Below are 24,060 nucleotides of genomic sequence, written 5' to 3'. Positions count from 1 at the left end.
CTTAAATTATGTTCGCATATTATGAGTGAGGAGTGGGGAAGGTTTTAAAAATTCAAAATTCAAAATGACGCTCTCTACGAGACGCTACGCGAACGCGGACTCGCCAACGCTGCGCTAACAAAATTCAAAATTAAAGACATTTCAGTCGGGAGCAATGCAGCAATCGATTGGGCTGACTATCCAAACTGATGTATTAATACGCACTAGTGTCAATACTGTTCGGTTAAGGCAAGAGACGCGATGAATCGGCGTCTCTACAATAATCAGTCTTTTGTAGAGACGCCGATTTATCGCGTCTTTGAGATTTATAATTTTCATCAAAAAACCTTAACCGAACGGTATTGGCACTAGTGTAACTACGGCTTCTTGCTGCCCAAATTACTATATTAATAAACCAATACGCTTGGGTTAAGGGCTACTGGCAACAATTTTGGGTTTTCGAGACGCGATAAATCGCCGTCTCTACAAGTGTTTTGTTGCTCATTATGAACTGTATTGATTCATAAACTATGCCTACACTTATAAATCTTCTTCTGTACCTACACTTAACGAGGCAGAATGTCATCTAGGCGAAGTTTAATACCAGGCAAAAGTAGCGAGTTAATTAATTGATTGAGTCGGTATTGTTGTTGAGTATAGCTGTCTTCAACTAATTGACAAATAGTGAATGTAGGTTGTTTGGGTTTCCCAATAAATGCTATACCACCTAATCCTCGATAATCGACAATCCAATATTCAGGGATGCCTAAAAGCGCATATTCTTCAAGCTTTCTTGCATAGTCAGTTTCCCAGTTAGTGCTAACGACTTCCACCACTAATTTAATTGAACGTCCAAGAGTAATTACGGGTTCTCGCTGCCAAAGGGGTTCACGATCTAAAACGGTTTCATCAAGAACCACAATATCAGGACGACGAACTGTAGCTGTATCTGCAAATGGGTAAATTAAACAAGTGCGAGGAATAAACCAGGGGAGTTGTTCTGCAACAAGGTAGATGCCAATTTGGGTTGCAAGTTTGCCACTCACCGTTTCATGCGGGCCAGTGGGTTCCATGTCAATTAGTTCTCCATCTGCTAGTTCATAGCGGGGATTGTCTTGGTATTGGGAGAGAAAATCTTCAAATGTGAGGGTTGTTGGGGAAATATATGTCATAAAAGTCAATCTCATGAAGGCAAGTTGTTTTGATTCTAAGTCAACTTTACGGCATAAAATTTATTTGGTTGTTTTGAGGACAGTAAATACTTCTACCAAAAGAATCGCCAGTTTCAGCATCCGTTAATTCCACAAGTTTAGCGTTATCAGTACAGACACTTCTACCCTTAGACATTCTTAACTCACCTTGGACAAAACCACTCACTATCCACACCATTCGGTTGTTAGAAATCGATGATTTGTACTCTCCTGTTTTGGCTGCAAATTCCTCGTATGTTGTCAGTTTTGCTTCTGTTATTTGCATCTTACTAGACTTTTTGAGAACACGTTCAATTGTAATCAAGCGACTTGCTGGTAGGCTATTATTTGCGGGGTATATTCTTACTCTTGAGTTAAATGGTATTGGTTGATTGACTTGCTTTTTTGTCTGTACTGGTTTAGCTGTGACTGTCTGCATTAGCAATAAATTAGTGGTGCTAGCAAATACAAAAGCAGATAATGAAGTTATTGTAAAAATATTAACCATAGTGCAAATGCGCTTCATAATGCTCAGAATGCGAATAACTGATAAGCTGTTCCACATTCAACTTGCATAATTAGGCGGGCAAGATGCCCACCCCACAAGAGTGATATGAATTTTGGATATGCAAACTAGATGTGGTTTAGCTTAACACCAGTTTAATTAATTCTTAGCTCTCCACGAGACGCAACAACAGTATTTACAGATAACTAAGTCTGATAAATCCAAATAAATAATCGGTGCAGGTTGACTGCACCGATGGCTGCGCCGACGCTGCGCGTACGCACAATTTAACTCTAATTGCACCGGACATTTCCCTCACGCCAATGCTGAAGCTTGGGGTTTGGCAAAAATCATTCTTCCTGCGGTGGTTTGCAAAGCACTGGTAACTACTACTCGCAGTTCACCACCCACATAATTGCTGCCTTCTTCAACGACTACCATTGTGCCGTCATCTAGATAGCCAATACCTTGACTGGGTTCTTTGCCTTCTTTAAGGATTTTTAAATCAAGGTTGTCACCAGGTAAATAACTGGGACGCACAGCGTTCACTAAATCATTTACGTTCAAAACTGGTACTTTCTGAACACTGGCAACTTTAGACAAGTTGTAGTCGTTGGTTAGCAATGTACCACTGATTTCTTGGGCAAAGCGGACTAACTTGGCATCCACTGTGGGAATATCGTCGTAGTCAACTCCATTAATCAGGATGCGATCGGGGTAATCTTCCTTAATGCGGTTGAGAATTTCTAGTCCTCGTCTTCCCCGCACCCGTTTTTGGTCTTTGCTAGCATCGGCTACTTGTTGCAGTTCTTGCAAGACAAACTGCGGTACGAGAATTTGTCCTTCTAAAAACCCTGTTTCTAGTAAGGCTTCAATACGACCATCAATAATACAGCTAGTATCTAAAACTTTGGTATTGGCTGGTTTTAGCGTTCCTTCCACTACCATCGATTCGACGGTGTTGGGATTAATGAACCGCAATAAGCCTCGCCCGTGGGTATCTGCCAAATTCATGCCAGTGACGGAGAGGATAATACTACCGACAACTGCCACCAATGGCTTAATAAATCCAAAATCCGCCGGAATGGGTAGTAAAAATAGTGGGGCTAGCATGAGGTTAGCTAACAATAGCCCAATCACTAAGCCGATCGCACGCGTTAAAATTACTTCTAGAGGCATTTCTTTGACTTGTGCCTCCAAGCGACGATATGTCGTCTGGAAACTCAGCCCGATCGCACCACCAATAATAGCGGCAAAGACGGCAACAACTAAGCGTAAAGCTTCTATATTCGTTACCTGATCTAGCGCCCCATTGGGTAGTAGTTCAATGCTGTAGAACCCTATTCCCGACGCTGCGAGGATAAATGAGAAAATGATAATTGCGTCAAGCATGGTTGTCTTGTTTTCCTACAACTGTGTTCACCGATCAAGTTAAGTATTTTTTATTGTATCGGTAAGATAGACTAATGAATATTGACTTACACTAAGGGTTTAGGCTGACAATATCTGCAATTATTATAACTAAAGGTTCTTATCTTAATATTTTTCATTGTTTTTTTGTAAAACGACAAAAATTTGTAAATAAACTACTCATTTTTTAAGAATTCAGAATTCAGAAGAGCTTGATACCGAAACTTAATAAGTTTAATAAAATCAAGAAGTTATTGCACGCTTGATTTTACGATTATTCTGGCTCCTTACCCCTGAATTCTTACCTCATTTTTATTGTCTCTAATTTGCAGTTGGGTTAACTCCAAACTTTTCTCAAAATGAGTCAAAATTTTAGTATTTCTGGAATTGTGAGTTCTGCTTATCTGCATATTCCTTTTTGCAGACGGCGGTGCTTTTATTGTGATTTCCCGGTGTCTGTTGTGGGCGATCGCTTGCGGGGTGAAACATCTGGTACTATTTCCCAATATGTTGAGGTGCTATGTCAAGAAATTGCCATGACACCAGCAGTTGGTCAACCCCTGAAGACAATTTTCTTCGGTGGTGGTACTCCTTCGCTGCTATCAACAGAGCAGCTACAACGTATACTGAGAGAGCTACAAAAGTATTTTGGGATTGCTTCTGGGGCAGAAATTTCTATGGAAATTGACCCAGCCACCTTTGATTTAGCCCATATAGCAGGCTATCACAGTGCAGGCGTAAACCGGGTAAGTTTGGGCGTACAAGCCTTTCAAGCAGAATTATTGCAGAAGGCAGGGCGATCGCACTCAGTTGAAGATATTTTTGCAGCTGTGGAACTGATTCACCAAGTGGAGATTCCCGTATTTAGCTTAGACTTAATTTCTGGGTTGCCGCATCAGTCTTTAGATCAATGGCAGGATTCTCTCTTAAAAGCGGTGGCGATCGCACCCACTCACATTTCCATCTACGATCTCACTATTGAGCCAGGTACAGCCTTTGGTCGTTACTACAAACCTGGTAATACACCTTTGCCTACGGATGAAGCCACAGTCAAAATGTACCAGATGGGGCAGCAGGTTTTAACTAGTGCAGGTTATGAGCATTATGAAATTTCTAATTATGCTCAACCTGGTTATCAGTGTCGGCATAATCGAGTTTATTGGGAAAATCGCCCTTATTACGGCTTTGGGATGGGTGCGGCGAGTTATGTTGAGGGCAAACGCTTCACTCGTCCACGCAAAACGAAGGAGTATTACCAGTGGGTGCAAGCTGGCGGTGTGATTGATTGTGATGTGACTCCCCCAAAGGAAGTATTGTTAGAAACGTTAATGTTGGGGTTGCGTTTAGCGGAGGGTGTGAGTTTGGCAGCGTTGGCGGAGGGGTTTGGCGAAGAGAAAGTGAAGGAAATTTGCCAGTGTTTGCAAGAATATTTTGAGAATGGTTGGATAGAAATTGCAGAGGGAAGGTTGCGTTTGATTGATCCCCAAGGCTTTTTGTTTTCTAATGTGGTGTTGGCGGAGTTGTTTGAAAAGTTGGGGTGACGATGCATTTATGCAAAAAAATAAAGTTAGAAAAGCTGTGATTCCGGTAGCTGGTTTCGGTACTCGTTTGTTTCCAGCTACCAAGGTTGTGAAAAAAGAACTTTTCCCGATTATCGATCGAGATGGTAGGGCAAAACCTGTGATTTTAGCAATTATTGAAGAGTCAATTAGTGCTGGAATTGCAGAAGTAGGGATTGTGGTGCAGCCAGATGACAAAGAAATCTTTGAAGATTTATTAAAAAAGCCACCTAAAAAAGAACTTTTAGATAAACTTTCACCGCAAAATCAAGAATATAGCCGATATCTTGAAGATTTAGGTAGCAGAATTACCATTTTACTACAAGAGGAGCAATTGGGCTATGGTCACGCGGTATTTTGTGCCAAAGATTGGGTGCAAGATGAGCCGTTTTTACTCATGTTGGGCGACCACATTTATGCGTCTGATATTGAAAAATCTTGTGCTAGTCAAGTTTTAGATGTTTACGAACGAGTTAATCAAAGCGTTGTTGGCTTAACTACAATGCCAGCAGAAATTATTCATAAAGCTGGGTGTGTAACAGGAGTTTGGCAAGAATTAAACTCGATTTTGTCAGTTACACAACTCTATGAAAAACCTACCATTGATTATGCACAAAGGTATTTGCGTTTAGAGGGAATGACAGAAAATGAGTTTTTAGGTATATTTGGCTTATATTTACTTACTCCGAAAATTTTTGAATTTCTAGCAGAACATATCAACCAAAACTTCCGAGAACGAGGTGAATTTCAGTTAACATCCTGTCTGGAAAGATTGCGTCAGGAAGAAGGAATGACAGGATATGTTGTTAAAGGAAAGTGTTTTGATACAGGTTTGCCAGATGCTTATCGCCAAACAATGATTGATTTTAGAAATTTCTAGATAAATCGTAGAAAAGTATGAAGCGAATAGAATGATGCCTCCGGCACGCCAAGGGCGAACGCAACTATACAAGCAAAGTCCACCTCCGTGGACTAAGAGAATTTGAGTTACTAATAGCCATTAATTACGAATTACGAATTACGAATTATGAATTATTTTGCAACGGTTGCTCGCGGATTAGAAACCCTGGCGGCTCAGGAGTTAGAGCAACTGGGTGCCCATTCTGTAGAGCCAGGATTTTGTGGTGTAGCCTTTGAGGGCGATCGCACTCTACTTTATCGCGTCAACCTCTGGGCTAGGCTACCGTTCCGCATCTTGGTGCATATCCATGAGTTTCCATGCCTTGATGCTAAGGATCTCTATCGCGGCATTCAGGCTATCGATTGGCAAAACTATCTCACGCCAGACATGACGCTGGCGGTGAATGTCACGGGCAAAAACCAGCACCTCAACCACAGCCACTTCACATCTTTACAGGTCAAAAATGCGATCGTTGACCAACAGAAAGAAAATCTGGGTGAACGTTCAAATGTGGAACTTCATGACCCAGATGTGCGGGTCAATGTTCATATTGAACGTGATTTTTGTACCGTTAAACTTGATAGTTCTGGAAATAGTCTGCATCGCCGAGGCTACCGTCCTGCGGTTGGAGTAGCCCCTCTCAAGGAATCTCTAGCTGCTGCCCTCATTCAGCTTTCGGGTTGGCAGCCACACCAAATGTTCTACGATCCTCTCTGTGGATCTGGCACTTTACCTCTAGAAGCTAGCTTAAAGGCTCTCAACATTGCACCAGGGCTGTTTCGTGAATCCTTTGGATTTGAAAATTGGCTCGATTTTGACCTGCCCCTTTTAGAAAAGCTGCTGCAAGAAGCTAAGGACAGCCAAATAGATACCCTGCCTGCGCCAATTTGGGGAAGCGATCGCGATGAAAATATAATTGAGCAAGCAATTAACAATGCTGAAAACTGCGGCGTTGATAATCATGTATGGTTTTCTCAAATGGAACTTGCTGATGTTGTCGCCCCCGCAGACAGTGGGATTTTATTCTGCAATCCACCCTATGGCGAACGGCTGGGACGAGATAGTGATTTAGGGGCGTTCTATAAACTTTTGGGCGATGTACTGAAGCAACGCTTCAAAGGCTGGACTGCATTTGTGCTAAGTGGCAACAAGGAACTGTCTCAATCGATAGGGCTAAAATCATCCCAGCGAATTGCCGTGTACAACGGAACGTTGCCCTGTCAGTTAATGAAATATGAGTTGTATTAACACTCTTTAAGAAATTTAACTTTAGTAAAAAAAGCTTCAAAGCTTATCTGAGCCTATATTATGGGAGATAGCATGACATTTTTTTTAAAAAAGTGCCAGTATGATCTGTGACTGACAATCTGCAATTTATTTATTGCTAAAAGGTTATTTATGTCAGACCAATTCACCTTTACCGTTACCAATAAAACTGAACTGACAATTACAGAGTTGTGGGTATCTATCGATGATGAAGAGTGGGCTTCATTTAACTTGGGTGAGTCAGGGATTCCATCAGGTGAAACAGCAACAATTGCTTGGGCTGAATATACGAATGGTTCGCCCTGTGAATGGTACATCTCTGCTGTATTTGAAGATGGATCAGAAACTGAGTCAGCCCTATTTAACTTCTGTAAAGAACCAGCTTTAACAATCGGATAAATTCCCCACTGCGATCGCTTTTCCCCTTTCAGAAACAATCATCCATGAATCAATTCAAAATTCAAAATTCAAAATTCAAAATTAAAGACAGCCACCCACAAGGGGTGGGGTTTCTACCTACCTTAGGAAACAATGATTCTTTCTCTGCGAGACGCTACCGCGAACGCGCCACTTGCGGGCGTTAGCGTAGCGGGACGAAGTACGGTTTTAAACCTCACTTCTTTTCATAAAACTCTTCCGCCTCAGATTTTGTGATCTACGGTTCGCAATATACTTAAAGCTACCGCTTCCGCCACCTTAATCCCATCGATACCCGCCGAGAGAATCCCCCCTGCATATCCCGCGCCTTCACCAGCCGGATAAAGACCGACTGTATTTAAACTCTGATAATCTTCTTTGCGTTTAATCCGAATCGGTGATGAGGTGCGGGTTTCTACCCCAGTCAACACGGCATCATCCATCGCAAAACCTTTAATTTGTTTGTCAAAAGCGGGAATGGCTTCACGGATGGCGGCGATCGCATAATCTGGTAAACTCTCACTCAAATCACCCAAATGTACCCCAGGTGTGTAAGAAGGTTTAACAGTGCCCAATGTTGTAGAAGGGCGATGGTTGAGAAAGTCTCCCACCAACTGTCCTGGAGCTTCATAAGTCCCGCCGCCCAATTCAAAAGCCTTTTCTTCCAAGCGTCGTTGGAAGTCAATTCCCGCTAAGGCATTTCCTGGATAATCTTCGGGGGTAATACCCACAACGATCGCACTATTGGCATTGCGCTCATTACGAGAGTATTGGCTCATCCCATTAGTGACAAGTCGCCCCGGTTCTGATGCGGCTGCAACTACCAAGCCCCCCGGACACATACAGAAACTATAGACGGAACGACCATTTTGGCAATGGTGAACCAGTTTATAATCGGCAGCACCTAAAAGCTTATGACCAGCTTGAGCGCCGAAACGACATTTGTCGATGAGAGTCTGGGGATGTTCAACCCGAAAGCCGATGGAAAAAGGTTTCGGCTCGATGTAAACTCCGCGTTCAAATAGCATTTGAAAGGTATCGCGGGCGCTATGACCGACTGCGAGAACTACATGATCGCTGGCGATATATTCCCCACTGGCGAGGGTGACTCCCCGCACTTGTCCATTTTCGATATTGATATCTGCCACCCGGCTTTGAAAGCGAATTTCACCGCCAAGGGATTCGATTTTGGCGCGCATACTTTGGACGATTCCTACCAGTTTGAATGTGCCGATATGGGGTTTATTGATATATAAAATTTCCGGCGAGGCTCCTGCATTGACGAGTTCGGTTAGTACTTTGCGTCCATAATGCTGAGGATCTTTGACTTGACTGTAGAGTTTGCCATCAGAGAATGTACCTGCACCACCTTCACCAAACTGGGCATTAGATTCGGGGTTAAAGTCTGATTTTTTCTTCCAAAAGCCAAAAGTATCGGCGGTGCGATCGCGAACTTTTTTCCCACGTTCTAAAATGATGGGACGGAACCCCATTTGTGCCAGCATCAAACCCGCAAACAAGCCACAAGGCCCAGTACCAATGATGATAGGGCGAATCGCTAAATTGCTCGGTGCTTTTGCCACTGGGCGATAACTCATGTCTGGCGTAGCCATCACATGGGGATCTTTTTTCAGGCGCTTGAGTAGATGAGTCTCCTGAGTTGTTTCTACATCCAGAATATAAACAAGAGCGATCTCTCCTTTCTTACGCGCATCGTAGCTACGCTTGAAGATGGAATAGCCGATCAATTCTTCATCTGTGATTTGCAGCTTTTTGAGGATGGCAGTCTTGATCTCATCTTCAGGATGATCGAGCGGGAGCTTTACTTCTGTTAGTCGTAACATGGCGAGGAGAAATGCATACTGTCTATCAAAATCATCTTATTTTAGATTTTAAATTTTGGATTTTGGATTGAAGATTCAAAATCCAAAATTTAAAAATGTCTGAACGCAAACAGTGTCTCGAATAATTTCCCCCGAATTTATACTCGCTTCTCGTGGAGCCAATACTGTTCGGTTAAGGCAAGAGACGCGATAAATCGCCGTCTCTACAATAATCATTCCTTTGTAGAGACGGCGATTTATCACGTCTTTGGAATTTAGAATTTTAATCAAAAAACCTTAACCGAACCGTATTGCTCGTTAAAATCTCAAATTGCTAGGTATGGGGTCAATCTAAAATCTAAAATCCAAAATCCAAAATTATTTGACTGCCGCTTCTAACATTCGTATTGTCCCAAATTCAGCATCTATTTCCACTTCCCCACCGATTGGCAAGGTAAATTTATCCTTAATATGACCAATCATTGAACCATACCAAGCAGGAATACCTAAAGGAAGTATGTGTTGTTGCAATACTTGTATTAATGTAAATGACGGTTCATCCCCAAGACTACATTTAGTGCATTGCCCAAAGATAAAGCCAGCAATTTGATTAAGTATGCCAGCAGTTTTTAATTGCGTCAGCATTCTATCTACACGGTAAACATCCTCGCCAACTTCTTCCACAAACAGAATGCTTTTGTTCCAAGAAGGTAGGTAAGGTGAACCTACCATCGCTGATAGCACTGATAAATTTCCACCTCCAAGTTTACCTCTCGCCTTTCCCGGTGCTATTGTCTCCACCCGCACTTCGCTAGGGTTGAGATTTTGCATAGTTACCGCTTCACCATTAAATAGGATGCGCTTGAAGTAATCAACTGTAAACTGATTCCAGGTAGATGTGGCAACTGGCCCATGAAAAGTAATCATTTGACTACGGGCATTAATTGCTAACAATAGTGTCGTAATATCGCTGTACCCGATGATAATTTTCGGATGGGAGCGGATCAGCGAGTAGTTGAGTAAAGGTAAAATGCGATTACAGCCCCAGCCACCACGCATCGGAATAATTGCTTTGATGGTGCGATCGCTAAACATCAAGTTTACATCATCAGCGCGATCGGCATCTTTACCTGCTAAATAGCCGTAACGGTCTAAAATATGCTTCCCCAGCTTGACTTTTAACCCTAACTGTGAAAATGATTGCTGCGCTGCTTCGATGTCTTTAGCGTCAACAATACCCGCAGGGGAAATCAATCCTACAGTATCACCCACTTGCAGGCGGGGCGGCTTGCAGATGGTGTTTGTAGGTAGTTTACCTTGGGCGGTAAATGATGGTATCTGGGTAGCGAAGGTAGCTAGTCCACAGGTTGTGAGAAATTCCCGACGTTTGATATTCATAACCATTTAGTTGGGGACTGGGGATTGGGATAGTGATACCATTTCACGAAAATCCTGATACATATAGATTTATCGTAGGGGCATGGCATTGCCATGCCCTTACCAGCGTATTTGTATCATTATTAAAGTGAAATGGTATGACGAATTTTAATAGGTTATAGCAACGCCTAAATCATTCATAAAAAGTTAGATCCCCGACTTCTAAAAGAAGTCGGGGATCTGGACACCGCGAATTTTCACAAATCAAATAAGATTGCTATATTGTAAATTTTGATTCACTAATTTTACTCATTAATCATACGGCGAAGATCATCAAGAGGCGATTCTGGTTCGGTGATTTCTGAATTGTTGCTGTTAGTTATTTGTATATCTTCCTCTTCAACATAAAATTCAACGCTTATTTTAATTTTCACTTTCCCCTTTTTCCAGCTTTGAGAACCTAGTGTTAAAATTTTGCAATCTATCCCGGTCTGAAACAAATTCACAAGAGAATTGTTTATATCTACTCCCTTCCTCCTTAATTCTTCATTCAATATATTTGCCAGATGGGAGTTAGATGAGGTATCCATTGCTTGTTTTAATTTAGCAACTTTATATATGTTGTCTCCGAAGTCCAAAACATCACCATCATTACACTCTATTTGCTTGAATTCATCTTGCATATCAACCTCAATTTTTGATTTTCTTTTACGATGTCTGCCATTGTTTGTGATTTCGACCAAAATATGCTCCTTAACCTCTTTACGCAAAACAAAACTGTAGTTAGTGAGTGCTTTAGCACTCACTAAAAGCTACAATTATCTCAAATCATCTTCGAGATTAAAATTAAACCTCTTATACCACATCTGAAACCAAAAACCCATTATTAGCAAACTTCCCATCAGTGTCAAACAAATCACCAATTACAGGCAAAAGATGATCGTATAATTGCATCGCCTGTAAACAACTATTAATATTAGAAGCGGCTGAATTATATGCTGCAATATTTTCTTCAACAATATTTAATAATCGCCGATTATTCGCAATTTTTTCTTCAGCTTCTTGTTCTAGTGTTTTCTCTAGATAAGCACGCGCCTGTGGGTATTGCTGCAAAATCTCATCTGCTTGCTGATCTGCCATTGGTAACAACTGAGTTTTGAGCGTTTGGTTGATGGTTTGACGGAAAGATTTACGAATAGTTTGGGAAACTTTGGGTTCAAAATCTAACTTCAATAACTGTCTAATTGCTGGCTCTGCTTCTATGATACTTTCAGCGTCGTAACCTTGAGAAGTTTGTAATAGAGTTTGGCGAAATTGATATATAGAAAAAGTGCCTTCATCGTAAAATCTGGGACTTTCTCGAACAAAGCGATCGCACTCTACACTAGCTGCACTAACTAAGGCTTGACTAACTTGTTTTTCTAAAATTCTCATCTCTTGTTCAATGCCGCCATCACAATCTAATAAACGATACAATTGGCGATAATATTCTGACTTACGAATCTTTTTAATCAACCGCTGAAAATAATTTGCAACTACCTGCTGAGAAGATTCAACCAAAATATCTTCTAATTGATTTGCTAAGTAATAAAATGCCTCTACTAAAATAGCAATCAAAGGTGCAGTAGCATTGCGGGGATGGCTGATGGTTGCACGTCGATAAGCATAAGCTACAGAAAAAGTATCTAGCAATTCATCTAGACGGCGAATCATTCGTGATTGCAATTGCTTAAAATCTGCTTCAAAACTATCACAAGAATTATTAATTACATGGTTAACTTCTTCTATGATATGCTCACTAAAATCTTTGCCAATTTGCTGGAGTTGCTGATTTAGTCCTTGCAATTCTTGCGCCTTCATCGTCTCAATTTCTTGAGGCTGACTATCTAAATTGCGTTGGACAGTCTGATAATGTTTCTTCAGCTTAATACAAATATCTTCCAAATCATCAGCAAGATTTTTAAATAATTGTGGGCGCTTTTCTTCGGTAAGATAGCGAGTAATTGCTGTCCGAAATTCTTCAGTCCCACTATCTTGAATTAGCTGTTGTATTAGTTCATTTCCCCAATCTCCCAAAATCCGCACATAATTTTGATTTGGGGTTTCAAAGCCATTCACAGAGACACGAAATTTAGTGGAAGACAGTTTTCCTGAATTTACACAGTAATTGTTAAAAGCATAGACGAATTGTGGTGTTTCTTCTTTACCATCTAAACCTTTAATACTTTCTGCGAAAACAGAGTCTAAACCAAATCTATCTTTTTGGCTTGTCTGTTTAATCTGACTGCCGTAAAATCCTAATAATCCACTGGTTTTATAAACCTTGCTGGAATTGTGAAACTGCCCGCTAATTAAATCGTCTAATCGTTGCCGTAGTTGGGTATTGTACCAAGTCTCATCGATGCGGTTGAAGATATAGAAGACGCGATCGCGTACTCCGGTGTTCTCTCGCATTAATTCCAAAAGTTCGGTTTCTTCTTTTGTCATCTCACCCGCCGAAGCAGGTTTTAGCACACATACCACCGCCGAAGTATCAGGATGTTGAATTTTGGCATAAGTTAGCTGTGCATCTTTTTCTACCGGGGCATCGATACCAGGCGTATCAATAATTACATTGCCATCTCGCAGTAGCGGGTGATTACAGTAATATTCTATCCGCTTCAACACGGCACTATTACAACCACGACGGGCATATCCCGCAGCTTCCTTGAGATTGGAAAAATTAAATTGCTCCATTGAATATGTAGCATTAGTCACAGTACTGATGCGATCGCGGTTTGCCATATATCCCTCTAGCAACAACATCAACGCCTTCGCCTGTTTTGCACGTTCTGATTTACTCTCGCCACCTTCCTGCTGAATAATCGCTTCCGAACCTTGACGTAGCAAGTTAATTACATCAGCTTGATTGATATTAGGTACTGTCTTAAATCCTAGTTGCTGACACAAAGAAACTGCTTGTTCCCGAATTTCTGCTTCACTTAAAAACGTTAAAACAACACGTTCTTGATCTACTTCTGCATACTCGATTTTGCATTCTGTACCTGTAGCATGTCCCTCTGCGCTGTAGAGTAATTCCCTCTCTAGTAGTGCATTGATTAGCATTGATTTGCCAGCACTAAACGCACCTGCAAACACAATCTCAAACTTGGGAGAAATCGCTTTACTTAAAGAAGTTTGTACAGGTGTAATATCTTCAGAACGTAGGGTTGGTTCTTGTTGTAAAAGTTGTAATATAGATTCAACCTGCTCTTTCAAATTTTTGCACTGAAGCGGAAAATCTAACATATTTGGCATCCTGATAATACTTATCTATATATTAGTAATATTTATTGTCTTGATGGTTCAGTAATAATCCTGATAATTTTCATGTGGTTTAATTGCTGGATATTACTTAAACAACCAATTAATGACTATTGACTAATGAAAGTTTTTGCGATCAGATTGAAACCCCACGACGATTTAAGACAAAGCTTAAAGAATTTTGTCAAACAGGAAGATATCAAAGCAGGATTTATATTAAGTGCCATTGGTAGCCTAGAAGCAGCAAAAATTCGCTTTGCTAATCAAGAAGTTAGTACATTATTAACTGGAAAATTTGAAATCATCGCTCTCAACGGTACAATATCAACTACAGGTGTGCATTTGCACATTGCTATTTCTGATCGAGAAGGCAAAACTACCGGCGGACATCTCGACGATGGATGCATTATCTACACAACTGCTGAAATAGTTATTGGTGCGAGTGAGAAATTTACTTTTAATAGAACTTTTGACCAACAAACAGGTTATCAAGAACTAGAAATTATACCTGATAATTTATGAATATGGTTACATTAAAATTCAGCAAGTTGTAGGGGCACGGCATGCCGTGCCCCTACGGGTGTACCTCACGTAAACGAGAACCGCTATATGAACATGCATTTAATATTTATTAAACGAACCGCCAAGTATGCCAACGCGTAGCGTCTCGTAGAGAAGAGAAGAGGAGTAATTATTAAGTGCAAGCTTAGGGAAAATTGATACCAGAGTTATTGACTATCTATCTTTATAGATTGTTAAACACCACACAAATATTAACATTATGTAATGTACTAGACAGATACAATAGAAAATGGTTAAAAGTTATTGCTAGCTACAAGATTGTTGTGCTTACGGCTAAAGTAAAACAAAATCTTTAAGTCGGCATTTGTTGTTAGACAAAATTGAAATGTAATTTGTTATGCAACCTTCTTTGCCTCTTGCTGGCTTAAATATTCTTGTAGTTGAAGATGATGATGATATTCGCTTTTTTCTTACTACAGTATTAGAAGCAGATGGAGCCACCATTGTAGCAGTTCCATCAGCACCAGCAGCACGGGAAGTCTTACCCCAATTGCAACCTGATGTCTTAATTTGTGATATAAGTATGCCTGGGGAAGATGGCTACACTTTGATCCGAAAAATACGGGCGCTTAAGCCAGATATGGGTGGAAAAGTTCCAGCTATTGCCTTAACTGCTTATGGGGATAGCGAAAACCGGATTCGCGCTTTGGAAGCTGGATTTCAGACTCATGTATCTAAGCCAGTTTCTCCAGGAGAATTAGTTGAGATTGTTGCTAATTTGTTTGCCTCTTGTAATTGGTAATTGGATCATATTTTTACCAACTTGAGAAAAGAAACCCAATATATTACAAGGTTTGTTGGGTTTCACTTTGTTTCACCCAACCTACTAAGGGACTGACAAATAAAAAAATATCCAATTAACTCTTGTGGGGTGGGCAACATGAGCGCCCAGTCCATAAGGCGCTCATGTTGCCCACCCCACAATATTAGATAATTTATTTCTTGGATTTCCCTAATATTCTTAACTACCTCCTCATCTCTTTTGAGGGACTAATACAGGCAGTTGGCGGCCATCGGCTACGAATTTGGCGTGTTGTCCAACAGTCAAAACATTAAACTGACTGGATATAATTTCTAAACTTTTGTTCACTATTGCCAGCTTTTTGTAGGTAGGGACACTCATACCAGGGAAGAATGATAATTCTGGCACATCCTCTTGACTGATAAAGTCTGTAGGATGGAGTAGCAAAGAAGGCTGGACGCGTGTAAGTTTACACAGCCACAGGGCAATTCGCAAGTAGAGTAAAGCCAATTCCGAAGAAAATGTACTCAGAAACATGATGTAACTGAAGTGAATTGGCACTTTGAAAATTGGCATGGTGGTAACGGGAATCTCTGTTAGTTTATCCTTACCCAGATGCCATTGATAGGGTTTTAGAGGCTGCAAACCCTCTTTAAAACCGCCAAAAAGTGCTTCCCGTTTCTTACGTTCTTCTTTGCTTAATTTACAGGTTATTAAATAATAAGCTCGTGCTATTGGCCCCAAAAATGTGGGAAAAGTTGAAGCATCATATTCGTATCCCCGTCGTGCTAGAACTTTCAATACTGCTGGAGAAAAACTGTATCCTGGCCCCCGAAAACCGATAGGATGCTGATGAGTGACGCGTTTGATATGTTGTTCAGCCAGGGCAACTTCTTCTTCAATTTCATTCTCTGAATATAGATGTAGCCAAGGATCGTGATAAAATGAATGATTGCCAATTTCGTGACCGGCATTAGCGATCGCTTGTATTGCCTTAGTATTCTTTTCTAGCGCTGCATCCTGACCTACAATGAATACTGTGATTGTCAAATCCCATTGTTGAAGAATATCTAAGAAACGAGGCACTGCGATATCTAGGTAAGATGGGAAAGTCTCCCAACCGGAAGCGCCCTGATTTTTTAAATAAGACCAAATATTATCCAAGTCTAAAGAAAGACTGGCTATTGGTCTGTTTCCTTTTTGCTTGGTTTTCATTATTAGTTCAAGTATTTGGACAATTTTAAGCGTAAATAGTCTTAGTTTTAGGTGCTATTAGTAAAGTTTCATACTTTTACTTAGGGATATCTTCAGTGTAAACCTCATGTCAAAATGTTTACTGCTTCTGAACTTTAAGAACAGTATTCTGCGGGCGTAGCCTATAATTGACATCGCCGAGATGAGTGTCCCATATTTATAAAGAAATTCTGCTTCTCTGAAAATATTCTGGGTGAATTTAGATAATAATTTTTTAGCGCTCCTTTGACTCGACTCGATCGGCTCTTTGGACAACTTTTTACCCTGATACTTAAGTAGTGGTAATTAATATATCATAAACAAGATACATTTAAACTTATATAAGTATTTTTAGCAAGTAATGATTTGGGTGTTAAATTTCTCTCCTAATTTCTAATCAAAAGCAATTATACAAAAATTTTATTCACATCTAGATATTGATTTGCTGCTTCTGGGTCAAACACATTGCAATTCCTTTTTCGTAGTAAGCTGCTTCATTAATAAAAATCGGCCAAACGGTAGATGCACCCTCATAAACAATTGTTTTATTATCAAAGGTTATAAAAATCGGATCTCCTGGATTCAAGGCTTGATAATCCTTGTCCTGAAGCTCTGGATGAATCATCCCAAATATTGTCCCATCGGATTTCTTTGGGTAGTCTACAGTTGATAAGTGGTCATAGAGAATCAACGTTTCGTTATTTGATGGGATTTCACCCTGGTTAAACTGTTCTAGATAGTCTAGAAGCGCGTGAACAAGTTCCTCTGTTTGTTGAAATAGTGTTGCTTTTAAGATACCTTGGGCAATCGGCCCAACCTCGAACGCAAAGCCTAATTCGCACAGAGAATTTACAAATGGGTTTTCTTCAACAGATTCAAAAGAGCAGCGATAAATCCTAACCAAAGGATTAATCTGGCTCAGATAAGCAGCCAATTTCAAATTTAAGGGATGACTGTTATCAAGAATAATTGTCAGACCCATATTAGCTGTACTGCTGTGCAAGTCTAAGATGAAATCTGCTTGTTTATCCCCATTTGATGTTAGGGTATGTTGAATTAATTTAGCTTGCAATTCTTCGTAACTTTTCAGAGTCGGATCTTGTAAGTCTAGCTTGAGAAAACAGCGATTTAAATCCTTCTCTATATATCGCCTCCCGGCGGCAAAAGCATGAGGATTTGCTAACAGGGTGACTGTCTCAAAACTCGATCTAGTAATTAAATCAGGAAACTGGGCAAATTTTTGGATCAGGTAGGCTCCTGTAAACTCATTGCCATGAGTTCCACCGACAATTGCAACTCGATTAATCTGGTTCACGATTACACTAACTCCGCAATGTAGCCATCGAGGTATCAGTTCTCAATGTACCTTATGAAGCATTCACCTTGCCGATGCGATGGGAGCATCCCAAATGTGTAAAAACATATTTTGTCATTGCGAGCGTAATTAAATGGAGCGTTCGCGTAGCGTCTCGAAGAGAAGCAATCGCAACACCTAGACCTTGCGATTGCTACCCTGCGGGAACGCCAAGGGCGAACATTCCACTTCGCTTCATTCGCAATGACAATCTGTTATCTTAGTCAATTTGCAAAATTGGGATGCTCCCGATGCGATCGCGATCGTGTGGTTGATTAAGATAAGACATATCAGGGCCATTGGGGATAATTCCGCCGGGATTGAGTGGAAATAGGTTTCCGTAGTAGTCTCGCTTCACAGTTTCTACGTCGCAAGTGTCAGCCACACCTGGAAGCTGATACAAATCGCGCAAATAAGCTCCGAGATTCTGGTAGTCTCGAATTCGCTGCCGATTGCATTTAAACAGCCCATAGTAGGCACTATCAAACCGAAATAAGGTTGTGAATAAACGCACATCTGCAAGTGTCAGATGTTCACCGCAGAGATAGCGATTAGTCTGCAATGCAATCTCAATTTCATCAAGAGTTGTGAACAGTTCGTTACAGGCTTGATTGTATGCCTCTTGAGTTTGGGCAAAGCCGCAGCGATACACGCCATTATTTACCGCGTGGTAAATCTTTTCATTCCACCAGTCAATTTTCTCTTTAAGTTCTTCTGGGTAAAGATTTAGCGTCGGATTGTTGGCAAACTCGTTAAACTCAGAGTTCAGCATGACGATAATCTCTGAACTCTCATTATTGACGATCGCTTTTGTTTGGTTATCCCATAGTACTGGAACTGTAGAGCGTCCACTGTAGCCGGGTTCTGCCTTTTGATAAAATTCAGCCAGTGTGCGACAACCTTCAACTTCATCGTTAAATATCCAACCGCCTTCAATGGGAGAAGGAGAGACGATACATACTGATATTACCGCTTCGAGTTTTTTGAGCGATCGCACAACCAAGGTTCGATGTGCCCAAGGACAACCCAGCCCAACATAGAGTTTGTAGCGCCCCGTTGCTGGTGGGTGGGGATTCCCTTCTTCTGTGCCGATGAACTTGCGAAACTGGCTATTAGGACGAATATATGCTCCCGACTGATTGCGAGGAGCCAGATTTGACATCATTATCTGCCACATAGTCGTCCAGATAAACTTCCCTAGCCAGATAATTAGCTTGGGAGGAAGCGACTTACCTTTCTTCTTGGGGAGCTTTTTCTCGTCATCCATTGGAGTTGAGTTAGTCATGGCGACAATTTTGCTTTGGGAGCGATCGACGTACCTTCAGATTTATTACTTTAACTCTACTACGCTTTGCATGAACTATTGGATCTATATGACAATATTGTTGATATCGATATCGCTTTAAAGACAACTTATAAGCTAGCGATCGCTTATTTTTAACAATAGTTTATTTAGTTTCAGAGTCTCTATCCACTTTATAGGCCTGTAATAAATATTCTCCATTGAAGTGAATGAGATGAGTAGAATCTTCAGCAACCCAAACATCGGTTTCCCAAGCAATTTCAGCCAAATACTCCACCATCGCTTTTCGGCTTAAAAAAGTTGTTACCATTACAATCGGAATTTTTATCTCAGCAAAGATAACTTCAAGTTCTTTTTTTCGTTTAGGGTTAATTGGTCCATGAGAAGTTACAGCTTCAATTAAAACTAGCCAATCATTTTTTAGATAATGGATAATTACATCAGGCATTTTTCCATGAGAATCAATAGTAACGCCTAAATCTTTCAATGCTTTTTCATTAAAATGTGCAAATTTATCATCTGTATCACCAACATAAATCAGTTTTCCTCCAGGTGTAAAACGTTCTGCAAACTCCTTAATAATCTTCTCAATTAGAATATTTTGACCACCTGGGGATAAAGTTTTTAACTTTCCTTCAATCACAATAGGGATACGTGATATTTCCCGCTCTTGAGCATATCGTTTTTTCAAAGTTTCAACTGAAGCAAGGTAAGTACGAATACTCTTTTTCCATTCACTAGTTCCATAAGTACGTAAGAGTTCAAGCGCACTTTCTTCAATCTGATATACTGTTTTCGGACTGTTAACTGGGCGTTCAGGTGAATCTGGATTTACAATTATCAAAGCCGCATCTAAGAATTGATGGACAGTTTGGCGGCGAACAGTTTCCCGTGTATTAGGTTTATATGTTTTGCCATAGTGCAGTGCCATAAATTCCATCATTGGCGTAATTCCCATTAGGGGAGATGCAGCAGTTTCCCAAGGATCTGTTGGCTTTAAGTTAAGTAGAGCCAGCAGGGTTAAGGCTGAACGCTCATTAAGTTGTGTTCGTGGAAGTCCAAGTTCAATTAGAATTTGTAGTGCTTCATCAATACGGGTTTTAATTATTAAGGGGTTGTTTTCAGACTGATTGTTCATACTCAGTAACTCTTTTTGCAAAAGTTGATCAATTTCTTTCTGTGATGGAAAATGCTCAGTAATATATAGCCCTACGGTCATTAGTTGTGCTATTGTCGGATATTTTAAATTTCGTAAATCGGTTGCATTAACCTGAGTATGTCCATTAAACAACCGAAAAAATGCGTCAACGAGACTAGAGTTAAGATAAGCAGCAAGACCACGTGCTAGAGTAAGATTAAGTCCTCTTCCGTCCTTGTGAAAATAATTCAGGTGATTTTCAAAACCTACCCAAGAATAATTAATTCGATTAGCATCATATACAACAGCAACAACTCGTTTTTTTTCCTCTTTTGAGGAGAAGCGTTTAGTCAAGACATAATGTTGATTGGGTACTAAAAGAGATACAGTTTCTTCTGCATAGACTAGAGCTTGGTGTTTTTTAGTTATCTTGGGATACTCAACATATCCTCCTGAAAAATTCAATGGATAAATTAAGGGAACAGTGTCTTCTTTTGGCGTTAAACACAGATATTCTTTAGCACGAAAATCTACAACCCGTCCCGTTGATACAGTTAATTCTAGGTCTTTTAATGTGCAGGTAAAATTAGCCATTTTTTCAATGACCTGCTGACTTAATGTATCGGGGATAATGTGGATAAATTGTTGCGAGTCGTTGGGAATAACTATCTCTGTATAAGCTAAGGAATTTGACAGCATAAAATCATCATCAGCATTTGAACTTGTACTGATGATTACATTGTCAAATTTTGGTTTTTGTTTGATAGCATGGATGATAATTGTTTCCTGCAAAACTTCATCATCACTAAAAGCTTCCTGTCTGGAATCAAAAAGATGTATCTGGTCTAAAGCCATCATTTCCAAAAACATTCTGCGGAAGTCTCTAAAATATGGCCCATTACAGAAACTACGCGGCGAAATAGCTACAAGCTCTCCTCTTGATTCAAGAAGCTGAACTGTAGCAGCGATAAAACCTGTATATAGATTGCTGGTTTCTAATCCTATAGAACGTAACAAATCACGAACTTTGGAATGAGCGTTAATTTTTAAATATGGGGGATTGAGAATAGCGTGGGTAAATCTGCAATTGTCAGGATTATCGAACAAACTAGGGCCAAGAAGTCTGACTGCATCCTCAATAAAATCCGTATTTCGGATCTCATAGTTTAAAGAGATCCCAGCTATTTGACATTCTCTATCACATAATTTTAATGTCTGATGCAAATACCCAATCAGAAAAGGATCAATTTCATAGGCAACAATATCTAAATTTGCTGGACGTTTTTGGCTCTGACAAAGTTTAACTACAAAGGCTGCAAGTAATGAGCCAACTCCTGCTCCAGCGTCAAGTAGAGATATTTGAGGACGATCGAATTTGCCAAACATCCCAACCATTAATTCTGCTACTGGAGCAGGTGTCAAAAATTGGCCTAGTTTTCCTTTTTGCTTTTGATCCTGTTTCAATGTTGCAGCAATCCTCAGAAAATCTACTTCACCAAGTAAGTTTATGGCAGAACATTTTGACAAGCTTTTGAATTCCAACGGCTTGTGATGATTGTCTGTAGACTCTGTACTGCTTGATTGGAACATCACGGCTCATTTTCACAGAATAAAAACCAACTTTATCCATGATATTTTAAGGAGAACTGATGCAAGAAGCGTCCCTTTATCCAAAAATTATTTTAAAATTATGCTTCAGGCTAAAGTCTTCATTACTCGTCGCCTACCCATCGAATTAGAGGAACTGCGATCGCTCGCCATTGTGGAAGTTTGGCCAGAACGCCAACCCCCTCCATACGAAATTTTACTAGAAAAAGTCAAGGAAATAGATGGATTGCTATGTCTGCTGACTGACCAAATCGATCGCCAACTCATTGAGTCTGGAAAACTCAAAGTCATCAGTCAAATGGCGGTGGGTTACGATAACATTGACATTGCCGCCGCTACGGCACGACAAATTCCCGTCGGTCATACTCCTGGGGTGTTAACCGATGCTACCGCAGATTTTGCCTGGGCATTACTAATGGCAGCTGCACGGCGCGTAGTGGAGGCAGATCGGTTTACTCGTGCAGGTTTGTGGCAGACTTGGGAACCAGATTTGTTATTGGGGCCAAATGTTACAGGTGCAACTTTGGGGATTGTTGGTTTTGGGCGCATTGGACAAGCAGTTGCTCGTCGTGCCAAAGGGTTTGAAATGCGTATTTTGTATACGAGTAGGCAACGATGCAGCCCAGAGTTAGAACAATCTTTAGGTGTGGAGTTTGCTACGTTAGAACACTTACTGCAAGAATCTGATTTTGTGACACTGCATACACCATCGGCTGATGATACTTATCATTTAATTAGCGATCGCCAATTTGAATTGATGAAGCGATCGGCTATTTTGATTAACACGGCGCGAGGAACTATTGTAGACCCAAATTCTCTCTATCGTGCCCTTGCCAGTGGTCAAATTGCGGCGGCGGCTGTGGATGTCACTGAACCCGAACCGATTCCCAGCGATAGCCTATTGTTGACCTTAGATAATCTAATTATTGCGCCTCATATTGGCAGTGCCAGCCGTCAAACGCGCTCAAAAATGGCAACAATGGCGATCGCTAATTTAATTGCAGGATTGAGGGGCGATCGTTTAGCTTATTGTGTCAACGAAAATCAGTGGGAATCCCATCCCAACAAGAGGGGTGTCCGGGATAGCCGCGCGCCGATTTAGTCATTTGTCATCAGTGATCAACTTTCTTTCTTCCGGGAGTAAGGTAGTTTCATCCTCAGGGCGTTTGCCATCTACAGATTGGGCTTTAGTACTATGGGGTTTGATAATTAGACTAACGCCAATTGTCCAACCTAATGCAACCATCCAACCTGCGAGAATGTCACTAGGAAAATGAACTCCCAGATAAAGACGACACCAGGCAATAGCGATGATATATAAGCTACCAAAGATGAGAACCAACCAGCGCCAGGAGGTAGCCCAAGTCAAAAATAGCAAAATTGCTACCAGAGTTATACTCGTCATGGCATGACCACTGGGAAATGCAAAACTAGACTCAGGTGCAATAGACTGCCACAATTGTGGACGCACTCGATGCATTAATTGCTTCGCTGTGCGGTTGATGATCACACTTCCCAATGAGGCGGTGAGTAAATAAGCTAGCGATCGCCAGCGTTTTTGAAGTAGTAATATGAGTGCGATCGCACCTAAAATCGGTATCGCCGTCCAAGGCAACCCAATCATAGCAAGGGTGACAGCTAAAATATCTAACTGTGGGTTGGCTGTAGAATGGACTGTCAACAAAATAGGCACATCCCACGGTAAGCCTGCTTGATTCTCCCATATCTTCACTGTCAGGATTTCAAATACCTGCAAAGGTAAATATACTCCTATCAACAGCAGTAAGAGCGATCGCCAACGAGCAATTAACAAGTTTTTGAGAAAATCAAGCGGCGACTTACTCTCTTTGTTAGCTGTTTCCACTTTTTCCATATCTAAGTTAAAAAGATTAATTAACGACTTCACTGATTACAAATTACTGTTTCAGTTTCATCACGAAAACATCCAAGAAATCACTGATGCTATAAAATTAAAATTTTTACACAATATAATTGATAAATACTTAATCTCAATCAGTATGGGATTGATTGTGGTGCTTCTGCTCATTAGCTTATCACTTGTCTTAATCAAAGTGTGGTCATCTCAACCACGGGGCAATGTTTCTAAGCCATACTTCAGTGACGCGAAAAATAGAAAACTGCAAAAACGTTTACTTATTTTACTTAACGGTGATGTGACAACAGCCGAACGATTACTCAAACAGCAGCGCCAGAAGCACCAGGGTCAATCAGATACATGGTATTTAGAGAAAGTGATTTATGACTTGGAACGCGATCGCCGTTACTAAAATTCACAACACAAGAAGGGTGATCTTTGAACAAGCTAAAAAATATCTAAATTGCATAATGGAATTAAACATAACTCTTGTG

20 protein-coding genes are annotated in these 24,060 nt (G+C 40.6%); 8 read left to right on the top strand and 12 right to left on the bottom strand.

Features of this window, described 5'->3' with window-relative positions; genetic code table 11:
- Positions 1–545: 545 nt before the first annotated feature.
- From V7K76_RS21400 to V7K76_RS21390, 3 genes are all read right to left on the bottom strand, one after another.
- Positions 546–1,151 carry a Uma2 family endonuclease gene (locus V7K76_RS21400; RefSeq protein ID WP_334779815.1) on the bottom strand — a complete coding sequence of 202 codons (606 nt, stop codon included), beginning with the start codon at positions 1,149–1,151 and terminating at the stop codon, positions 546–548.
- A gap of 46 nt (positions 1,152–1,197) precedes the next feature.
- Positions 1,198–1,677, bottom strand: coding sequence for a hypothetical protein (locus tag V7K76_RS21395; protein WP_334951854.1), 480 nt, complete (start codon positions 1,675–1,677; stop codon positions 1,198–1,200).
- 312 nt (positions 1,678–1,989) lie between these two features.
- Complete coding sequence (locus tag V7K76_RS21390; protein WP_334779819.1) at positions 1,990–3,066, bottom strand: PIN/TRAM domain-containing protein; 1,077 nt, start codon at positions 3,064–3,066, stop codon at positions 1,990–1,992.
- Positions 3,067–3,443: 377 nt separating this feature from the next.
- Between V7K76_RS21390 and hemW the strand changes: the two genes are divergently transcribed.
- The 4 genes from hemW (at position 3,444) to V7K76_RS21370 (ending at position 7,209) form a co-directional block, all read left to right on the top strand.
- Positions 3,444–4,625 (top strand): radical SAM family heme chaperone HemW, encoded by a 1,182-nt coding sequence (hemW, locus tag V7K76_RS21385; RefSeq protein ID WP_334951858.1) that lies wholly within the window; start codon positions 3,444–3,446, stop codon positions 4,623–4,625.
- Positions 4,626–4,635: 10 nt separating this feature from the next.
- Positions 4,636–5,523: a UTP--glucose-1-phosphate uridylyltransferase gene (locus V7K76_RS21380; protein WP_334779822.1), complete on the top strand. Its 888-nt coding sequence runs from the start codon at positions 4,636–4,638 to the stop codon at positions 5,521–5,523.
- 147 nt (positions 5,524–5,670) lie between these two features.
- Entirely contained in the window at positions 5,671–6,792 is a 1,122-nt protein-coding gene (locus tag V7K76_RS21375) for a THUMP domain-containing class I SAM-dependent RNA methyltransferase (RefSeq protein ID WP_334951860.1), read from the top strand.
- A gap of 150 nt (positions 6,793–6,942) precedes the next feature.
- Entirely contained in the window at positions 6,943–7,209 is a 267-nt protein-coding gene (locus V7K76_RS21370; protein WP_334779824.1) for a hypothetical protein, read from the top strand.
- Positions 7,210–7,451: 242 nt separating this feature from the next.
- Here the strand turns inward: V7K76_RS21370 and V7K76_RS21365 are convergent, their stop codons facing one another.
- From V7K76_RS21365 to V7K76_RS21350, 4 genes are all read right to left on the bottom strand, one after another.
- Positions 7,452–9,071: an NAD(P)/FAD-dependent oxidoreductase gene (locus V7K76_RS21365; protein WP_334951863.1), complete on the bottom strand. Its 1,620-nt coding sequence runs from the start codon at positions 9,069–9,071 to the stop codon at positions 7,452–7,454.
- A 357-nt stretch (positions 9,072–9,428) separates the two neighbouring features.
- Positions 9,429–10,448 carry a S66 peptidase family protein gene (locus V7K76_RS21360; RefSeq protein ID WP_334951865.1) on the bottom strand — a complete coding sequence of 340 codons (1,020 nt, stop codon included), beginning with the start codon at positions 10,446–10,448 and terminating at the stop codon, positions 9,429–9,431.
- A gap of 284 nt (positions 10,449–10,732) precedes the next feature.
- The gene (locus V7K76_RS21355) at positions 10,733–11,233 is read right to left on the bottom strand and encodes a KGK domain-containing protein (protein WP_334951867.1); all 501 of its coding nucleotides are present in this window, start codon (positions 11,231–11,233) and stop codon (positions 10,733–10,735) included.
- A 49-nt stretch (positions 11,234–11,282) separates the two neighbouring features.
- A complete protein-coding gene (locus V7K76_RS21350) occupies positions 11,283–13,715 on the bottom strand; it encodes a dynamin-like GTPase family protein (RefSeq protein WP_334951869.1) in 2,433 nt (810 codons plus the stop codon).
- A 135-nt stretch (positions 13,716–13,850) separates the two neighbouring features.
- On the opposite strand from V7K76_RS21350, the gene V7K76_RS21345 reads away from it, so the two are divergent.
- Both V7K76_RS21345 and V7K76_RS21340 read left to right on the top strand, forming a co-directional pair.
- Positions 13,851–14,252, top strand: a complete 402-nt coding sequence (locus V7K76_RS21345; protein WP_334951871.1) for a PPC domain-containing DNA-binding protein — start codon at positions 13,851–13,853, stop codon at positions 14,250–14,252.
- A gap of 397 nt (positions 14,253–14,649) precedes the next feature.
- Positions 14,650–15,054 carry a response regulator gene (locus V7K76_RS21340; RefSeq protein WP_334951873.1) on the top strand — a complete coding sequence of 135 codons (405 nt, stop codon included), beginning with the start codon at positions 14,650–14,652 and terminating at the stop codon, positions 15,052–15,054.
- A gap of 231 nt (positions 15,055–15,285) precedes the next feature.
- Here V7K76_RS21340 and V7K76_RS21335 read toward each other — a convergent pair whose 3' ends face one another.
- From V7K76_RS21335 to V7K76_RS21320, 4 genes are all read right to left on the bottom strand, one after another.
- Positions 15,286–16,269, bottom strand: a complete 984-nt coding sequence (locus V7K76_RS21335) for a polysaccharide deacetylase family protein (RefSeq protein ID WP_334779831.1) — start codon at positions 16,267–16,269, stop codon at positions 15,286–15,288.
- Positions 16,270–16,717: 448 nt separating this feature from the next.
- A complete protein-coding gene (locus tag V7K76_RS21330; protein ID WP_334951876.1) occupies positions 16,718–17,602 on the bottom strand; it encodes an aspartoacylase in 885 nt (294 codons plus the stop codon).
- A 259-nt stretch (positions 17,603–17,861) separates the two neighbouring features.
- Positions 17,862–18,926, bottom strand: a complete 1,065-nt coding sequence (locus tag V7K76_RS21325; protein WP_334951878.1) for a glutathione S-transferase family protein — start codon at positions 18,924–18,926, stop codon at positions 17,862–17,864.
- A gap of 163 nt (positions 18,927–19,089) precedes the next feature.
- Positions 19,090–21,672, bottom strand: a complete 2,583-nt coding sequence (locus V7K76_RS21320) for a BsuBI/PstI family type II restriction endonuclease (RefSeq protein WP_334951970.1) — start codon at positions 21,670–21,672, stop codon at positions 19,090–19,092.
- A gap of 100 nt (positions 21,673–21,772) precedes the next feature.
- Between V7K76_RS21320 and V7K76_RS21315 the strand changes: the two genes are divergently transcribed.
- Positions 21,773–22,792: a 2-hydroxyacid dehydrogenase gene (locus tag V7K76_RS21315; protein WP_334779835.1), complete on the top strand. Its 1,020-nt coding sequence runs from the start codon at positions 21,773–21,775 to the stop codon at positions 22,790–22,792.
- On the opposite strand, the gene V7K76_RS21310 is transcribed toward V7K76_RS21315, so the two are convergent.
- On the bottom strand, positions 22,793–23,563 hold the full coding sequence (locus V7K76_RS21310; RefSeq protein ID WP_334779836.1) for a phosphatase PAP2 family protein: 771 nt from the start codon (positions 23,561–23,563) through the stop codon (positions 22,793–22,795).
- A gap of 157 nt (positions 23,564–23,720) precedes the next feature.
- Here V7K76_RS21310 and V7K76_RS21305 point away from each other — a divergent pair, with 157 nt between their 5' ends.
- Positions 23,721–23,978, top strand: coding sequence for a hypothetical protein (locus V7K76_RS21305; RefSeq protein WP_335030000.1), 258 nt, complete (start codon positions 23,721–23,723; stop codon positions 23,976–23,978).
- The last annotated feature ends 82 nt before the right edge of the window (positions 23,979–24,060 follow it).

This window comes from Nostoc sp. (assembly GCF_036917975.1).
Lineage (GTDB): Bacteria > Cyanobacteriota > Cyanobacteriia > Cyanobacteriales > Nostocaceae > Nostoc.
The sequence above is the reverse complement of the archived record's forward strand: the minus strand, read 5'-3'. Positions and strand labels throughout refer to the sequence as shown.

Coding starts and splice junctions, on each gene's coding strand:
- V7K76_RS21325 (WP_334951878.1), bottom strand. CDS start 18,926: ATGACTAACTCAACTCCAATGGATGACGAGAAAAAGCTCCCCAAGAAG.
- V7K76_RS21335 (WP_334779831.1), bottom strand. CDS start 16,269: ATGAAAACCAAGCAAAAAGGAAACAGACCAATAGCCAGTCTTTCTTTA.
- V7K76_RS21370 (WP_334779824.1), top strand. CDS start 6,943: ATGTCAGACCAATTCACCTTTACCGTTACCAATAAAACTGAACTGACA.
- V7K76_RS21350 (WP_334951869.1), bottom strand. CDS start 13,715: ATGTTAGATTTTCCGCTTCAGTGCAAAAATTTGAAAGAGCAGGTTGAA.
- V7K76_RS21360 (WP_334951865.1), bottom strand. CDS start 10,448: ATGAATATCAAACGTCGGGAATTTCTCACAACCTGTGGACTAGCTACC.
- V7K76_RS21380 (WP_334779822.1), top strand. CDS start 4,636: ATGCAAAAAAATAAAGTTAGAAAAGCTGTGATTCCGGTAGCTGGTTTC.
- V7K76_RS21365 (WP_334951863.1), bottom strand. CDS start 9,071: ATGTTACGACTAACAGAAGTAAAGCTCCCGCTCGATCATCCTGAAGAT.
- V7K76_RS21375 (WP_334951860.1), top strand. CDS start 5,671: ATGAATTATTTTGCAACGGTTGCTCGCGGATTAGAAACCCTGGCGGCT.
- V7K76_RS21315 (WP_334779835.1), top strand. CDS start 21,773: ATGCTTCAGGCTAAAGTCTTCATTACTCGTCGCCTACCCATCGAATTA.
- V7K76_RS21340 (WP_334951873.1), top strand. CDS start 14,650: ATGCAACCTTCTTTGCCTCTTGCTGGCTTAAATATTCTTGTAGTTGAA.
- hemW (WP_334951858.1), top strand. CDS start 3,444: ATGAGTCAAAATTTTAGTATTTCTGGAATTGTGAGTTCTGCTTATCTG.
- V7K76_RS21345 (WP_334951871.1), top strand. CDS start 13,851: ATGAAAGTTTTTGCGATCAGATTGAAACCCCACGACGATTTAAGACAA.
- V7K76_RS21395 (WP_334951854.1), bottom strand. CDS start 1,677: ATGGTTAATATTTTTACAATAACTTCATTATCTGCTTTTGTATTTGCT.
- V7K76_RS21390 (WP_334779819.1), bottom strand. CDS start 3,066: ATGCTTGACGCAATTATCATTTTCTCATTTATCCTCGCAGCGTCGGGA.
- V7K76_RS21400 (WP_334779815.1), bottom strand. CDS start 1,151: ATGACATATATTTCCCCAACAACCCTCACATTTGAAGATTTTCTCTCC.
- V7K76_RS21310 (WP_334779836.1), bottom strand. CDS start 23,563: ATGGAAAAAGTGGAAACAGCTAACAAAGAGAGTAAGTCGCCGCTTGAT.
- V7K76_RS21320 (WP_334951970.1), bottom strand. CDS start 21,672: ATGTTCCAATCAAGCAGTACAGAGTCTACAGACAATCATCACAAGCCG.